13 protein-coding genes are annotated in these 15,450 nt (G+C 70.0%); 2 read left to right on the top strand and 11 right to left on the bottom strand.

The window, feature by feature from the left end:
* Positions 1–3: 3 nt before the first annotated feature.
* Together K8640_RS25855 and K8640_RS25850 are read right to left on the bottom strand one after the other, a co-directional pair.
* Positions 4–483, bottom strand: a complete 480-nt coding sequence (locus K8640_RS25855; RefSeq protein WP_223749503.1) for a DUF2267 domain-containing protein — start codon at positions 481–483, stop codon at positions 4–6.
* 114 nt (positions 484–597) lie between these two features.
* Positions 598–1,398: a B-box zinc finger protein gene (locus tag K8640_RS25850; protein ID WP_223749502.1), complete on the bottom strand. Its 801-nt coding sequence runs from the start codon at positions 1,396–1,398 to the stop codon at positions 598–600.
* A 198-nt stretch (positions 1,399–1,596) separates the two neighbouring features.
* On the opposite strand from K8640_RS25850, the gene K8640_RS25845 reads away from it, so the two are divergent.
* Complete coding sequence (locus tag K8640_RS25845; protein ID WP_223749501.1) at positions 1,597–3,003, top strand: pitrilysin family protein; 1,407 nt, start codon at positions 1,597–1,599, stop codon at positions 3,001–3,003.
* Positions 3,003–4,517 carry an insulinase family protein gene (locus K8640_RS25840; RefSeq protein WP_223749500.1) on the top strand — a complete coding sequence of 505 codons (1,515 nt, stop codon included), beginning with the start codon at positions 3,003–3,005 and terminating at the stop codon, positions 4,515–4,517. Before K8640_RS25845 ends, K8640_RS25840 begins: the two co-directional genes overlap by 1 nt.
* Positions 4,518–4,811: 294 nt before the next feature.
* Here K8640_RS25840 and K8640_RS25835 read toward each other — a convergent pair whose 3' ends face one another.
* The 9 genes from K8640_RS25835 to K8640_RS25795 form a co-directional block, all read right to left on the bottom strand.
* The gene (locus K8640_RS25835) at positions 4,812–5,108 is read right to left on the bottom strand and encodes a hypothetical protein (protein ID WP_046710224.1); all 297 of its coding nucleotides are present in this window, start codon (positions 5,106–5,108) and stop codon (positions 4,812–4,814) included.
* 140 nt (positions 5,109–5,248) lie between these two features.
* Positions 5,249–6,967, bottom strand: coding sequence for an alkaline phosphatase D family protein (locus K8640_RS25830; protein ID WP_223749499.1), 1,719 nt, complete (start codon positions 6,965–6,967; stop codon positions 5,249–5,251).
* Between the two features lie 122 nt (positions 6,968–7,089).
* Entirely contained in the window at positions 7,090–8,094 is a 1,005-nt protein-coding gene (locus tag K8640_RS25825; RefSeq protein WP_223749498.1) for an alpha/beta fold hydrolase, read from the bottom strand.
* Between the two features lie 152 nt (positions 8,095–8,246).
* Positions 8,247–9,482, bottom strand: coding sequence for an MFS transporter (locus K8640_RS25820; RefSeq protein WP_141325262.1), 1,236 nt, complete (start codon positions 9,480–9,482; stop codon positions 8,247–8,249).
* A gap of 538 nt (positions 9,483–10,020) precedes the next feature.
* Entirely contained in the window at positions 10,021–11,898 is a 1,878-nt protein-coding gene (locus K8640_RS25815) for a CapA family protein (protein ID WP_223749497.1), read from the bottom strand.
* Between the two features lie 104 nt (positions 11,899–12,002).
* On the bottom strand, positions 12,003–12,509 hold the full coding sequence (locus tag K8640_RS25810) for a DoxX family protein (RefSeq protein WP_223749496.1): 507 nt from the start codon (positions 12,507–12,509) through the stop codon (positions 12,003–12,005).
* 131 nt (positions 12,510–12,640) lie between these two features.
* On the bottom strand, positions 12,641–13,213 hold the full coding sequence (locus K8640_RS25805) for an imm11 family protein (protein ID WP_223749495.1): 573 nt from the start codon (positions 13,211–13,213) through the stop codon (positions 12,641–12,643).
* Positions 13,214–13,230: 17 nt separating this feature from the next.
* Entirely contained in the window at positions 13,231–14,556 is a 1,326-nt protein-coding gene (locus K8640_RS25800; protein WP_223749494.1) for an AHH domain-containing protein, read from the bottom strand.
* A gap of 109 nt (positions 14,557–14,665) precedes the next feature.
* Positions 14,666–15,442 carry a tRNA1(Val) (adenine(37)-N6)-methyltransferase gene (locus tag K8640_RS25795; protein ID WP_223749493.1) on the bottom strand — a complete coding sequence of 259 codons (777 nt, stop codon included), beginning with the start codon at positions 15,440–15,442 and terminating at the stop codon, positions 14,666–14,668.
* Positions 15,443–15,450: the final 8 nt, after the last annotated feature.

The following is a 15,450-nucleotide window of genomic DNA, read 5'->3' as shown; positions in this document are numbered from 1 at the left end:
CCCTCAGACGTCCGGAATCCACAGCGCTCGCAGGTCCGCGGGGAGCTGGCCCATCACGTCATCGGCCTCGCCCTCGGAGATGTGCTCGCGCACCGTGACGAACACGGCACGGCACAGCCGCTCCGCCTCGTTCGGCGTGGTGTCCAGGTCGTCCGCGACCATCTGCACGAACTCCAGCATCTTGAACTTGCGAGGAGGCAGGCCCTCGTGACGCGGGCACCGCTGCAGCATGTCCCGGACCTTCTGGGGAAGCTGCGCCTCCAGGTGCTTCACCTCCCCGCCCATCAGTCGTTGCTCCAGCGTACAGAGCACCGACTCCGCCGCCCGCTCCGCGAGCGCCCGGTCGACGCCCGCCCTCGCCTCCAGGTCGCGGAGGAAGAACGCATACGTGCGCGACGTCCTCGACTCGTGCCGCTTCGCGCGCAGCTCCTCGCTCGCACGCCTGTCCGCCTGCTGCTGTTGCCCCTCGGTTTCATTCGCCATGTCGTAGCCCTCCCTTCTCCCTCACCGTGACCACCGGCGGAGAGGACGACACGGGACCTCCGCCCTTCGCCGGGGCGACATGCCAGGGCCCGGACGCATGGCGCGCCCGCTCCCTCAGGGCCAGTCGGCGAACAACCGGTCGAACACGACCTGCAACACCGGCCGCCACAGCACCAGCCCCCACAGCGCAATCGCGCCCAGCCCCAGCGCGATGCCCGCCAGCGCCTGCCCCCTGCGCCCGATGGGCGGCCTCGCATTGGCATCCACCGCCCGCAGGCCGAGGACGCCGAGCACCAACGCCATGGGCACCATCAACGGGAAGAACACCGACGAAATCCCCGCGGACAAGGCATGCCTCGCCAGCGGGTTGTTCACCTGGAGGTTCCACAGCCGCCGCAGGTCCTTCTCGGACACCTCCACGCGGAAGAAGAGCCGGGTGCGCGTGTCGAGGAAGATCTGCAGCGAGGAGATGAACATCAGGAACGCGGCCACCAGCGCTCCCGGGCCATACAGCGACGTGGCCCAGAGCCCTCCGACGACGGGCGTGAGCACCAGGCCCGGCCTCGCCCACGACTGTCCCAGGAAGAACGCCACGCCCACGCCCACGGCGCCGAGCAGCAACGGCACCAGCCTCCACTCCTCCAGGTACATGGCCAGCGCCGCCAGGCCGACGAGCAGCAGCGTGCCGCCCGCCACCGTCCACGCATTCGCGTCACGCTGGCCCCAGCGCTCCTGGCGGAAGACCTCCAGGTAGTTCACCTCCGGCCGGGCCGCGCAGGTGGCGCAATACAGCACGCCCATCACCCACGTCGCGCACGTGTCACAGGTGAACGCGCCACAGCGCTGACAGGTCGCCCCCGCTTCCTCCTCGGGATGGACCGCGCAGCGGGGCACGACACCGACGGAGGAGACCATGGCCCCAGTGTGACACGACGGGCCGGACAGCGCGGCCACGAGTCACGCCGCACCTCGCCCCGCCCGAGCGCGGCCCTCAACAGTTGCGGCCCTCCCCCCATTCCCCCGGTCATTCCTTGCCCACGCCCCGAGGCACGCGTGCTAAGCGCGAGAGGTGATTTCCTGGCACGAAAAGCCCCCGGAGGAACCTTGTCCCGAATGAAGGCCCTCGTCGCCGCAGCCCTCGTCCTGTTCGGGCTCCCGGCGCTCGCCCAATCCCCTCAAGAGGCGAAGCCGTTGGAGCCCGGGCGCGAAGCGCTCGCCATCCCCTACGAGAAATACACCCTGCCCAACGGACTGGAGGTCATCCTGTCCGTGGACCGCAAGCTGCCCGTCGTCTCCGTCAACGTCTGGTACCACGTGGGCGCCTACCACGAGCAGCCCGGCCGCACCGGCTTCGCCCACCTGTTCGAGCACATGATGTTCCAGGGCTCGCGCAACGTGGCCGACGACGTGCACATCTCCATGCTGGAGCAACTGGGCGCCACCGACCTCAACGGCACCACCAGCTTCGACCGCACCAACTACTTCGAGACGGTGCCCACCCACCACCTGGAGACCGCCCTCTGGCTGGAGAGCGACCGCATGGGCTTCCTGCTCGATGCGATGACGCCCGAGAAGCTGGCCACCCAGAAGGAGGTCGTGAAGAACGAGCGCCGCCAGGGCACCGAGGCCGCGCCGTACGGTCTGGCCCGCGAGGCCGCGTGGCACGCGCTGTTCCCGCTGCCGCACCCGTACCACGGGGACGTCATCGGCTCGATGAAGGACCTGGACGCCGCCACGCTGGACGACGTGAAGGACTTCTTCCGCAAGTGGTACGCGCCCTCCAACGCCACGCTCGCCGTCGTGGGTGACTTCGACGTGGCGAAGACGAAGGCCCTCATCGAGAAGTACTTCGGCTCGCTGCCCAGCCACCCCAAGCCCACGCGGCCCACCGTCGCGCCGGTGAAGCTCACCAAGCCCGTGGTCATCCGCCACGAGGAGCGCATCGCGCAGCTGCCGCTGCTCTCCATGCAGTGGCTGACGCCCGCGTACTTCGAGCAGGGCGACGCCACCGCGGACGTGCTCGCCACGGCCCTGGGCACGGGCAAGGCCAGCCGGCTGTACCGCCGCCTCGTGCTGGACAAGCAGCTGGCGCAGAGCGTGGACGTGACGCAGCAGAGCCAGGGCGCGCAGTCGGTCTTCACGCTCAACGTGGTGGCCCGGCCCGGCGTGTCCACGGACACGCTCCAGAAGGAAGTGGACGCGGTGCTGGAGGACGTGCGCAAGAACGGAATCTCGGCCGAGGAGATTCAGCGCGCGCGCACCCGCTTCGACACGCGCACGCTCGCGGGGCTGCAGTCCATCGGCGGCTTCGGCGGCAAGGCGGACGTGCTCCAGAGCTACAACCACTTCGTCGGCGAGCCCAGCTACGTGGCGCAGGATTTGTCGCGCTACGAGACGGTGACGCCGGAGGCGGTGAAGCAGTTCGCCAAAGAGACCCTGAGCCCTGATTCACGCGTCATCCTCCACGCCGTGCCGCCCGCCCGGAAGCAGGCACCCGTCGAACCGAAGGAGCGCCGCTGATGCGCCGCCTCATCACCACCCTCGTCACCGTCTCCCTCGCCGGCTGCGCCAGCCAGCAGAAGCCCGCCGCCAGCGAGAACCCGGCCACCCCCCCCCAGGCCACGCAGCCCACGGCACCGGCGGACGCCGAGTCCTTCCGCGCGACGAAGCCCGAGCCGGGCAAGCCGCCGGAGCTGGTGCTGCCCAGCTTCCAGAAGGCCACGCTCGACAACGGGCTCACCGTGCTGGTGAGCACCCGGCGCGAGCTGCCGCTGGTGTTCGCGGGCATCACCTTCGCGGCGGGCAGCGCGCAGGACCCCGCGGGCAAGCAGGGCCTGGCGGACCTGACGTACCGCATGCTGCTGGAGGGCGCGGGCACCCGCGACACCGTGGCGCTGGACAACGCCTTTGGTGATTTGGGCGTGTCCCCCTTCCAGGATGTCGCCGCGGACGGCGCCCAGGTGGGCGTGCGCGTGCTGACGCGCAACGTGGACGCGGCGCTGGGGCTCTTGTCGGACGTGACGCTGCGGCCCACCTTCGCGCCCAAGGCCTTCGAGCGCAGGAAGAAGCAGCAGCTGGCGGACCTGGTGCGCCGGCTGGGACAGCCCACCGCGCTGGGGCAGATTGTCTTCCTGTCGTCCGCCTTCGGCAGCGCGCACCCGTACGGGCACTCCGCGGCGGGCATGCCGGACACCGTGCAGGCGCTGTCGCTGGAGGACGTGCAGGGCTTCTACAAGAAGCACGTCGGCCCGGCCGCCGCGGCGCTGGTGATGACGGGCGACGTCACGCTGGACGAGGCGGTGGCCTACGCCAAGAAGCACTTCGGCACCTGGAAGTCGCAGGCCACGCTGCCGGCCGCGCCGCCCACGCCGAAGCTCGTGAACCGCGAGCAGGTGCACGTGGTGCCCAAGCCGGGCCTGGACCAGACGGTGGTCATCATGGGTCGGCCGGCCATCGCCGCGGGCAACCCGGACGAGTTCTCGCTGGAGCTGGCCACCACCGTGTTCGGTGGCTTCTTCGGCAGCCGGCTCAACATGAACCTGCGCGAGGACAAGGGCTACAGCTACGGCGCGGGTGCCAGCCTGGATCCGCGGCTGGGCGTGGGGCCGCTCACGTCGTATGCGTCGGTGCGCTCGGACGTGACGGGGCCCGCGGTGAAGGAGGCGATGGGTGAGGTGACGGGGCTGAAGTCGCGGCCCATCACCGAGAAGGAGCTGGAGGCCGCGCGCGAGGGCCTCATCCGCGCCTTCCCCGGCGCCTTCGAGTCGGTGGAGGGCCTGGGCTCCAGCGCGTCGCAGCTGTTCCGCAAGCGCCGGCCCATGGACGAGTTCAACCGCACCGTGGAGGGGCTGCGCACCGCCACCGCCGCGGACGTGCAGCGCGCGGCCGAGAAGTACCTGGACCCGGCCACGCTGCAAATCGTGCTCGTGGGTGACCCGCTCCTCATCCAGGAGCAGGTGTCGCCGCTCAACCTGGGCAAGCTCGTGCCCGTGGAGCCGGACACCCAGCCCGGCGTGACGCGCGCGGGGCCGTAGTCTCCCAGAGTCGCTTCGCTCCGCCCGGTGTGTCTTGCGGGCGGAGCACGGCTCACCCGACGCGGCCTCGCTCGCATGAGCGGCCGTCCCGCACGGCGTGAAGCTCGCGGGGACGTAGTCCTCGAGAGCCGCTTCGCTCCACCCCGCGTGTCCTCCGGGCGGAGCACGTCCCACGCGATGCAGCCTCGCTCGCGTGAGCGACCGTCCCGCACGGCGCGCTTCACGGTCGAGCCTGTCTCGTCAGCGCCGCGCGACGCCTCCGCGAACCTCGGGCGAAGAGGCGCTGACGCCGCGTCAGTCGCCCTCCTCGATTTGTCGCTCCAGCGAGCGCTCACGTCCGCGCCGCTCGCGCTCCAGTTCGTCCGCCTCGTCGATGGGGCTGCGGATGTCGGGCACGTCGCCGCCCACGGGCGCGTCACTGTCGAGCGCGAACTTCGCCTCCTGGGTGCTGTGGATGGAGTCCGCCGCGTAGAGCGGCCGGGTGTCATCCGCCTCCAGACCGCGCTCCACGCGGTCCTTCGCGAAGGTGGGCCGATGTCCCGAGGCCTTGCCACCCTTCGAGGGGTCGTTCTTCTTGTTGTCGGTGCCCATGTGGCGCTCCTCGCGCGAAGGGTGCGAGGTGCATCCCCGCGCCCACTCCCCATGCGCTCAATGTCGGAGCGACGCTGGCGCACACCAAGCTCCGGCCAACGACAGCGGGGCCCGGCCGCATGCCAGGTGGACGGGCCGGCTCACGCCCCCGTCATCGGCGCGAGCGGCGGAGGCTCCACCACCACCTGCATGGACAGCGCGGTGTGCTCGGCCTCCCAGCGCAGCCACAGCTTGGGCCGCGACGTCTTCGAGCGCGCGGGCTCCACCCTCAACGACAGCCAGTTGCGCTCGCGCAGGTAGCGGCTCTTGCCCACCGGCAGCATCTCCGTCTGCATGTACGAGGGCAAATCATCCACCGACTCCTCGGCCAGCATCCGCATGCCCATGAACTGGAGCATGCTCGGCGGCGGGTGGACGATGCCCGACGACGTCACCTGCTCGATGGCCGCCTCCGCGAGCCCCGCCGGCACGTGCTCCGGGTTGCGCGAGCGGATGAGCCCTCGCGCCCCCACGTGCACGTCCCCGGACACCACCGTCACCGCGCAGCACGACGCCTTCGCCAACTGGAGCAGGTCCACCATCAACCGGATGCGCTCGCCCCGGTGCGCCACCGACTCCCACTGGTCCAGCATGTCGTCGTGCATCTCGGTGTCCCCGCCCATCGTCTCCACCGAGGGCCCGAAGCGCAGGTGCACCAGCGGCACCGATGACAGCACCAGCACGTGCCGGGGCTTGTTCGCGCCCCGCCTCGCGTGCTCCTGGCGCCACGCATCCAGCGTGTTCCACTGCTCCGGGCTCATCACCTCGTGCGCCATCTTCCCGTTCGTCTGCCGCCGGTACGTGCGCCCGCTGCGCAGGTCCAACGCGAGCACGTCCACGTCGCACTCGGCGCCCGCGAAGCGCACGGACTGCAGATAGTGCCCCTCGCAGGGCCTGCGACGCGTCGGCTTCTCGGAGCCTCGCAGCGCGCCCAACTGGAACGCCTCGAACGCGAGCGCGGCGGCGCTGTAGATGGACTCGAACCACTCGCAGGCCTGCAGGGACTCGTGCGAGCCCCAGCCGTCGAAGATGTCGTGGTCATCCCACGTGAAGAGGCCCGGCACCCGCGCCAGCATGGGGGCGATGCCCGCCGAGCCTCCCCACCGCTCGCAGTACAGCTCCACGTAGCGCGCGAGCATCTGCTCGTGGAAGCCCTTGGGCGGACCGAAGTCGCGGTTGAGCTTCTGCTCCAGCTCGCGCTTGCGGAACTCCACCAGCGGCTCGTGGTCCAGCAGCGAGTCCGCGTACACCTGGTCGCCGCCACCCAGCAGCAGCTCGAAGCCGCCCTCCGTGGGCTCCTCGTGCTGGGCGAGCATGTCCATCCAGCAGCCGAAGGGCCGCTTCATCCGCATCACCGAGCTCCACGTCTTCGCGTCGCTCGCGCCGTTGCAGGAGAAGAAGGCCGCCTTGGGCAGCGCGCCCCTCGCGGGCACCACCACCGTCCCCAGCGAGTCCTGGTTCCACGGCCGGGGCGGCTGGTGCGGCGCGGAGAAGTCCACCTCCTCCAGCACTTCGCCCGCGTCCACCGGCTCGAAGCGGTACGTCACCCGCCGGGCCTTGCCCTCGCGCGCGAGCGTCACCTCCCAGCGCCACAGCACGCCCGCCGCCCGGCCCTCCAGCGTGGAGAAGTCCGCCACCCGCCGGGGAGGGGCCACGACGGTGTCCGGCAGCACCGTGCCGTCCGAGGCGCGCAGGCGCAGCCGGGGGAGCCTCGCCGCGTCTACCGCGTCCGCCGACAGGTACAGGTTCACGAAGAACGACCACCGGTCCTGCGACGGCTGGGTGGTCGTGTACAGCATCGGCCCGAGCAGCTTCTTCATCCACGCCCCCTCGAGATGCGTCAGGGCCGTGAGCCCCGGATTCACGGACTTTAACCCGTGAACCCGAGGAGGGTGCGCTCATGCCGGGAGTGTGTCCCGCGTCCCCAAGTTGCCCACAGGGGCTACTTCGCGAGGAAGTCGAGCACGGCGGCGTGGAACTTCTCGGGGGCCTCGAGGTGGGGGATGTGGCCCACGCCGGGCAGCTCCACGAGGGTGGCCTGGGGGATGGCCTGGGCGGTCTTCTTCCCGAGCTGGGGGTACTGGCCCATCGTCGCGGCGACGTCGGCGGGCACCTTGCCTCGGCCGATGAAGGTGCGGTCCTCCTGGCCGATGACGACGAGGGCGCGCGGCTTGACCCACGGGAACTCGTGGACGACGGGCTGCTCGTAGATCATCTGCGACGTCCGGGCGGCGACCTGGGCCAGGCGCGGGTAGTCACCGCCGAGCGTCTGGCGGTAGAGGACCTGGACCCAGACGTCGTACTCGGGCTTCCACTTCACGTAGTACGTGTGGTGGTACTTGCGGGTGGACTCCTCCGTCACCGCGAGCTGCTCCTTGTAATAGGCCTCGGTGGGCTGCCAGGGGGCCTTCTCACGGTAGTCCTCGAGGCCGATGGGGTTCTCGAGGATGAGGCGCTCGGTGGCCTGCGGGTACATGAGGGCGAAGCGGGTGGCGAGCATGCCGCCCATGGAGTGGCCGAGGATGACGGCCTGCTTGATGCCGAGCGAGTCGAGCACCTGCTTCGTGAGCGACGCGAGCGTGTGGAAGCTGTAGTGGACGTCGGGCTTGGACGAGCGGCCGAAGCCGAGCTGGTCCGGGGCGACGACGCGGAAGCCCTCGGCGGTGAGCGCGCGAATCGTCGGCTCCCAGTAGGCGCCGAAGAAGTTCTTGCCGTGCAGGAGCACCACGGTGCGGCCATTGGCGCGCGCGGTGGGCTTCACGTCCAGGTAGGCGAGGCGCACGTCCTGGCCCTCGACCTTCGTGGACAGGTACTGCACGGGGAACGCGGAGGGCAGGCCCTCCAGCGCGGTGCCGAGCGGCTCGACGGGGGCCTTGGACTGGGCGAGGGCGGGAGGGGCCGTCAGCAGAAGGGCGGACAGGGCCAGGACGGATGGACGGATGGGCATGCGCTCCTCGGGAGGGGGTCTTCAGCGTCCGTGTGTAGCGCGCGCGTCGCCAGGACGCAGGCCCTTCGGCACCTGAACCGCCATTCATGTCCGGAGGTGGACCCCGGGCACGGCCTCATCGTGGAGCGGGCGGGCACCCGGGGTGCGGGGGCTCAGGCGCGCGAGTCGTCGAAGCTGCGCGGGCTGAGCAGGCGCAGCGTCAGCACCAGGGCCAGGAAGATGACGCTGGCGGTGACGGTGACGAAGCGCACGCCCACGCGGTCCGCGAGCGCGCCCAGGGCCCAGACGCCCGCGGCGTACCCTCCGCCGAGCACCATGCTGTAGAGGCTGCTGACGCGCGCCTGCATGTCGCGGGGCACTCGCGAGGTGGCGAAGGCGTGCAGGCCGCTCATCAGCGTGAGGTAGTTGGCGCCGAGCAGGAAGATGACGGCCGCGGCCACGGTGAGCGTGGGCGACATCCAGTACACCGCGGACACCACGCCGATGGACATGGCGGCGAAGCCCAGGAGCTTGCGGTGGCCCAGCGCATCCGCGAGGGTGCCCACGACGACGGCGGCCACCACCGCGCCCGCGCCCTGGCAGGCGACGAGCAGCGACGTCGCGGCGGCGCCCTGGCCGAAGACGTTGATGGCGAAGACGGGCACCAGGCCGATGAACGGCGCCACGAGCGCGGCCACGAACAGCGTGCCCCAGAGCACGCGGGAGATGTCCTCGTCCGCGCGGGCGACGGAGACGCCTCGGGTGATGCCGGCCCACAGGCTCTCCTTCGTGCGCGGCGTGTCGCGCGAGGGCAGCGTCACGCGGGACAGGGCGATGAGGCTCGCGACGAAGGACAGCGTGTTGATGAGCAGCGCCCACGACGCGCCGCCCATCTGGAGCACCAGCGCCGCGAGCAGCGGGCCCACGATGCGCCCCAGGTTGTACTGCGCCGAGTTGAGGCTCATGGCGCTGTGCAAATCACGGGGCGGGACGAGCTCCGCGAGCATCGCGGAGAAGGCCGGGTTCGTCAGCGTGCTCGCGCAGCCGTTGAGCAGCGTGACGACACCGACGATGGGCACGGTGAGCTCGCCGATGAAGGCGAGCACGGTGAGCACCGCGGCCAGCACCAGCTGCACGGCGATGCCCAGCGCCACGTAGACGCGGCGGTCGAAGCGGTCCGCGAGCGCGCCGCCGAGCGGCGACAGGATGACGGAGGGCAGGAAGGCGAGGGCGACGATGCCGCCGGTCCACTCGGCGCGGCCCGTCTCCTGCGTGACGTACACGCCCATCGCCACCGTCTCCATCCAGGTGCCGATGTTGGAGATGAGGGCGCCCAGCCAGACCGCGAGATAGCCGGGGTGCTCGAAGGCGCGAAGCGAAGAGAGATGGGGCAGTCGAAGTGCGCGCACGGCGAGTTCCTTGTACCGCACGCGCCGACGACGCGCTCTCGCGAGCCGCGTCATCATTGGGGCCGCAATCACGCGGGTGGCAGAGGGGCCAGCAGCCAGGCTTCAGCGTGGGGTGGATGACGAAACCACCGACGACGCTCGCCGCGTCTTCGTGACACACAGTTCGCGCGCGGCGCGGGCGGCACAGTGCCTGTGCGCGGGCTCACTCAGTGTTTTTCGAGGAAGCTCCGTGAGTTTCCGCGTGCGCGAGAGTGCGCGCCTGTCGGGACAGCGGGGCTCGCGTGCGGAGACGGGCGCGCAGTGACACCGTGGCTTCGATGAGGAGCAACGAGTCGCACGGATTGCACGTTGCGAGGATGACGAGGTCACGTGCCGCCCATGCGCTCCATTCATCGAGCAAAGCGGGACGTTCGTCGTGACACGGTGCCGGGCCTTCACCACCCGCGGTCGGCATGCGGAGCAACGCGCGACTCGTCGCGGCGGAGGACGGCGCCGAGCCTCCGAAGGGCTCGGCCTCGCGACACGACCTGGAACGCGCTCAGCGACGCACGGGAGCGGAGCGCGCGGAGACGGGACCCTTCCCGCTCGGGAGGATGGTGCCGTCCTCGGAGATGCGCGCCGCCGAGCCGGGGAAGTCCTCGGCGGACAAATCCCTCAGCAGCTTGATGACGGCGCCCTTCTCGTCGGGGACCGCGATGCCCTTGTCCACCTGCTTCGTGGCCAGCACGCGGCCGCCGGTGAAGGCACCCTCGCGGTCCAGCTCCACCTCGAGCACCATGCCGAGCCCCTGCGGACCCTTCAGGTTGAACCGCCCATAGGTCGCGAAGTTCCCCAGCGAGTACGCGATGAGGCGGCCCTTGTAGAACTCCATGCCGCGCACGACGTGGGGACCGTGGCCGATGACCACGTGCGCACCCGCGTCCACCATCGCGTGCGTGAAGAGCCTCAAGTCACCTCGGTCCTCGCCGAAGAACATCTCACGGCCCTGCGGGACATGCAGCGCCTTGCCACCCTCCGCGCCACCGTGGAAGGAGACGATGACGATGTCGTGCTCGACGGCCGCCGCGCGCACCAGCGCCGTGGCGGTCTCCGTGTTGTTGAGGTGGTTGCACGAGGGCGACGTGTGGAACGCCACCATGCCGATGCGCAGCCCGTTGCGCTCCACCGTCGCCACCGAGCCCGGCGGCCCGCTCCACGCGATGCCGAGCGCATCGAGCGTGGCCTCGGTCTCACGACGGCACAGCTCGCCGAAGTCACCCGAGTGGTTGTTCGCCGTGGACGCGAGGTCCACGCCCGCGTCCTTGAACACCTGGCCGTAGGCCGTGGGCGAACGGAACGCGTAGCAGTTCCTGGACGAGCGGCACTTCTTCGTCGAGCCGTTGTCGCACAGCGGGCCCTCGACGTTCGCGAAGGTGACGTCCGCGTCCTCCATCAGCGAGCGCACACCGGCAATCACGCTGCTGGCGCCATCCGGTGGCAGGTTTCCCTCGGGGACGGTGGTGCCGAGCATCATGTCGCCCACGGCGCGGATGCGGACCTTGGCATCGAGCGGCGGGGGAGGGCGGTTGCTGGCGACGGGTGACTGGTTGAGCTTCGCCTGGAGCGCGGCCTGCCCTCGGGCCTGGGCCAGCGCGGTCTCGAGGTCCGGGTGCTCGGGCGCGAGCTTCTGGACCTCGGTCCACTGCGTGAGCGAGTCCGCCCAGCGGCCTTCCACCGAGTACGCCCAGCCCAGCTCCCAGCGGCAGTCCACGCGCGTGGGCAGGGCCTTCACGCACGAGGACAGCTCCTGGATGGCGACGGGGGTGTTCTTCTGCTGGAGGGCCTCGAGGCCACGGGCATAGTGCAGCTCGGCGGCCTCGGGGTTCGGGGCGAACGAGTCACCCGAGCTCAAGGCCAGGACCGCGGCCTGGAGCGCACCGGCACCGGCTCGCGCGGCCGCGTTCCCGATGTCCGAGAGACCTCCCGCCGCAGCGGGCTGCACCGTGGAATCGGTCGACGAGGGGGTCGAGGAAGCCAGGGCCACCGGAGCTCGCGAGGTCGTCGAGACCATGACCGAGCGTGCTCCCGCGCTCATCACGTCGGCCACGCTCGACGCGCTCAGTCCGGAGCGCACCGCATGCGCTCCCACGCTCATCACGGCGGAGGACGCGCTCGGTCCCGGGCTCGCCATCCTGGCGCCCACGGCCATGCCCCTCACCACCGCGCGCGCTGACTCCTCACCGGCGCGCTGAGCGGCGTTGGCGAGCGCCTCCACCTCCCACGCGCTGCGCACGGACCGTGAGCCGGCCGAGGACAACAGCTCGGCGCTCCGGCCCATGGGCGTTGTGGAGAACTTGTGGGCGACGTCGGGCACGAGCTCCGAGGAGGGGCCCGATGAGGTGGCGAGCGCGAGCAGGACGAAAGCGGACGGGAGCATGGCTCGGGCATCTTACGAGCCTTGGGGCCCTCCAGGGACAGCCCCCGTGTGCCTGTGACTTCAGCGGGCAGGCGGGCAGCCCCGCCGACCCACCCCGCCCACGCCTAGCCCAGCAGGTCCAGGAGCCTGGAGCCCCGGCGCTGACGTGGCAGCAGCTTGAATCGCCGGAGCTCCTTTCGCTTCACCTTCGACTCCACGGCGCTGTGCACCGACAAGCGACCCGGGCCCCGCAGGAGCAACCCGAGGGCGATGGCGCACAGGGCGAGGTTGAACTCGAAGCCACCCTTGGTGTTGTCGAAGCCCTTGGAGCCATGGACCTTCGCGATGGCGAACGCCTGGGTGACGAGCACGGCCACCGCCGCGGGTCGGGTCGCGATGCCCAGGATGGCGCCCACGCCCGCGAGGACTTCGGTCACGCCCGTGGCCAGAACCAGGGGCCTGGCCGGCTTGAGGCCGAGCTGTTCGAAGAAGCCCGCGTGCTGCTCGGTGCCCTCCTTGCGCAGCTTGGCGATGCCATGCACCACCATGGTCGAGCCCAATGACAGGCGAGGAGGCAGCAAGGCCGCCGCCTTGAGGAGGTCCGGTTGCTCGGTCAGCGTCACGGAGTTCATTCCCTGTTCTCCTTGCTCGGGGGCCACGGGCCCGTCCGGGAAACCTGAGTACGTTGGGAACGCTCCATCCCCCCGGCACCCGTGCGCCGGCGCACCTCCCTCGGTGGACGACCGGGCCTTCGACCGCTCCGTCACACGGGAGTGAACTTCGCGCCCGTGGGCTTCAGCCGCTCCAGGGACTCCTTGATGTCCTCTGAGACGATGAGGGCGATGTCCCAACCTTCCGTGCGGAAGATCTTGGCATCGCCCACCTTGGAGGGGTCGATGCGAAGCCCCATCACGGATTTGTAGTCACCCACACGGTCTGGCTGGCCATGTTCGGGCAGCCAGTAACGTACCTCTTCGGACGCTTCGTCGTCGATACAGCGAAAGCGCTTCGTGACAACCAGGATGAGGTACTGGTCCGGCTTCCCCTGGATGTCGACTGGGATGAGTTGCACGTCGTCCGGAGCCAACTCCGCGAAGAGCGAAGCCATCTTGATATGGACGACGGGCACCGCACCTGTGCCCGCGATGCAGAAATCCAACGCCTTGCCTGGCTCGTTGATTGGCATCGAGAGACGACCCTCGACTCGGACAGGCTGTCCCGCCGTGAAGACATAAGGGTCCTCGATCTCATGACCCTGCGCGTCCTGGGGATCTCCCAGGTACCAGTACCCAGCTCGGACGTCCTCGTTCAGCCTGAAGTAGCGCACCCGTGGCATGGTGAAGGCTGTCTACCTCACTTCCCCTCCGTCACGAGCCTGTGGAGTTTCGTTCCCTGGGTCGAGACCTCGCTCGCCAGCTCCTTGAGTGCAGCGGTGAGTGACTCACGACAGGCCACCACGGTGCGGCACCTGCGCGTCGCATCCCGGAGTCTTTCGTGGACGGCCATGTGGTACTCCTCCGGGTGAGGCCCTTTGTACCCCTCGACACGCACGATGTTCTCGGGGTCCTTCAACTCCATCCCCGCCTTCTTGAAGATGTCCCTGAACCTCGGGGTCCATGGGCCTCCACGAGCAGCGGACTTGCTGTTCTTGTTCGTCGCGAGGTGGTGCTTCTCGGTGCGCGCGCTCGTCATAGCGACCGCATGAGGCGCCAGCGCCACCGTGAAGCCCTCGGCCGACATCGCCACCGAGCGCACGCTGCCCACCGCCATGTACCGATAGCCCGCCTGTGCCTCCACCGCGACCGCCGCCTGCGCCGAGCCCGGCAGCCCTGACGCCTTCGCCGCCAACCCCGCTGTGCTCCCAATCGCCGCCGTCGCGAGCATCACGAAGACCCGCGCCGCGTTCTCTCCGAGCACCTCGCCGTACGCCTCTCCCGCCGCGCGGAGTTCCTCGAAGCTCCGCGCCCGGTCCGCCGCGCGCACCAGCACCACCCAGCCATCCAGCACCCGCCACACCGTGTCCACGCCCAGGTACGCAATCGCTGTCGCCGTCAGCAGCGCCGCCAGACCCTTGGATACGGGCTCGGGCAGCGCCCACAAGAGCAAGTACATGCTCACGGACGCCGTCACTGTCGCCAGCAACGCCTGGGGGTCCGTCGCATCCTCCAGCGCCTCCGCGGTCTCCTCCCACACCGCGTCCATCGCGATGGCCAGCGCCAACGAATACCGGCCGTCACTTCCCAGCAACGGTCCCTCTTCCAGCAGGCGCAGACAGTCTCCAGGCTGCGACTTGCGCTCGCACCAGCGCCCGTAGTCCCGTGTCAGCGCGTCATCGGCGTACGTCTCCAGCAACCGGAGTCCTCCGACGTCCCCGTCCCCGCTCGGGATGAGCTTGAGGCTCTGCGGCTGGTACTCGTACACGCCACTTCGCTCCGGCACGCCGAAGCGCTCGCGGGCCTCTCTCAACGGATGCTCGAAGGGCCTCACGTCCCGAGCGAGCACCACCAGGGCCTCTTCGAACTCATCGTCGTCCAACTCCACCGGCCCCGCGTCCTTGTCCTCGAAGGGCACGTGGACCTCTGGCGCGCCCTCGCCTGAGTCCAGTCGGACGACCCGCGTGCTCGAACAACCCACCAGGGTCAGTGCCAACAGCCACACGATGAAGCGATGCGCGCCCATCCAGCCCCCGTGCACATGACGTCGTGAGACTCGCGACGCAATAGCAGGGCGGTCCGACGTGCCATCGCACCGTCGGTCTCGGAATCACAGCCTCGGCCACCAGGTGGAGCTACGCCTGCTCCGAGAGCGGCGGATCCATGAGCGCGGCCACCTCCGCCGAGTAGCCCCCAGGTCCCTCTCCGTGGACCACGAGTGGCGGACGCACGGTGAGGCCCCGGTCCCTGTCTCGCACGGCCTGCACCAGGAAACGCGTCGCCGGCGCCTCCACCCTCGAGTGCACGAAGCGCAGCACGCGCGGATGCAGCTTCGACTGCGCCAGCAACCCGAGCACCTCCGCCGCTCGCGCCGCCGGATACACCAGGCTCACCAGTCCCCCAGGAGCCAACGCATACCGCGCCGCCGCGACCACGTCCCGGGCATCACACGCCACCTCCGACTTGGAGATGGCGCGCTCGTCATCCGGACTGCGCACCCCCGCATCCGCCACCCGGAACGGCGGGTTCGACACGACCTGCACATACCCTCCACCCGTCACCTGCTCACGGATGCGCCGCAAATCCCCGAGCACAGGCCGCACCCGGGACTCACAGTCATTGAGCGCCACGGCCCGCGTCAGCCGCGCATGCACCGCGGGCTGCACCTCCAGCGCATCCACGGGCCCCAGCCCGAACTGCTTCACGAGCAGCAGCGACACCACGCCGCTGCCCGCACCCAGCTCCAATATCCGCCCCGAGCCCTGCGGGGACTCCGTGGCCGCGAAGGCCGCGAGCAGCACCGCGTCCAGCGTGAACCGATACCCATCCCGTCGCTGGAAGACGCGCACGCCCGAGGTGCCGATGGAGTCGAGCGTCTCGTCCGGGCCGGGCTGTGAGGCGGAGTCAGTCACGGGGGAAC

It is taken from the genome of Myxococcus sp. XM-1-1-1, from assembly GCF_020037095.1.
In the GTDB taxonomy this organism is placed as follows: domain Bacteria; phylum Myxococcota; class Myxococcia; order Myxococcales; family Myxococcaceae; genus Myxococcus; species Myxococcus fulvus.
The sequence above is the reverse complement of the archived record's forward strand: the minus strand, read 5'-3'. Positions and strand labels throughout refer to the sequence as shown.

Coding starts and splice junctions, on each gene's coding strand:
- K8640_RS25855 (WP_223749503.1), bottom strand. CDS start 483: ATGGCGAATGAAACCGAGGGGCAACAGCAGCAGGCGGACAGGCGTGCG.
- K8640_RS25850 (WP_223749502.1), bottom strand. CDS start 1,398: ATGGTCTCCTCCGTCGGTGTCGTGCCCCGCTGCGCGGTCCATCCCGAG.
- K8640_RS25845 (WP_223749501.1), top strand. CDS start 1,597: ATGAAGGCCCTCGTCGCCGCAGCCCTCGTCCTGTTCGGGCTCCCGGCG.
- K8640_RS25840 (WP_223749500.1), top strand. CDS start 3,003: ATGCGCCGCCTCATCACCACCCTCGTCACCGTCTCCCTCGCCGGCTGC.
- K8640_RS25835 (WP_046710224.1), bottom strand. CDS start 5,108: ATGGGCACCGACAACAAGAAGAACGACCCCTCGAAGGGTGGCAAGGCC.
- K8640_RS25830 (WP_223749499.1), bottom strand. CDS start 6,967: ATGAAGAAGCTGCTCGGGCCGATGCTGTACACGACCACCCAGCCGTCG.
- K8640_RS25825 (WP_223749498.1), bottom strand. CDS start 8,094: ATGCCCATCCGTCCATCCGTCCTGGCCCTGTCCGCCCTTCTGCTGACG.
- K8640_RS25815 (WP_223749497.1), bottom strand. CDS start 11,898: ATGCTCCCGTCCGCTTTCGTCCTGCTCGCGCTCGCCACCTCATCGGGC.
- K8640_RS25810 (WP_223749496.1), bottom strand. CDS start 12,509: ATGAACTCCGTGACGCTGACCGAGCAACCGGACCTCCTCAAGGCGGCG.
- K8640_RS25805 (WP_223749495.1), bottom strand. CDS start 13,213: ATGCCACGGGTGCGCTACTTCAGGCTGAACGAGGACGTCCGAGCTGGG.
- K8640_RS25800 (WP_223749494.1), bottom strand. CDS start 14,556: ATGGGCGCGCATCGCTTCATCGTGTGGCTGTTGGCACTGACCCTGGTG.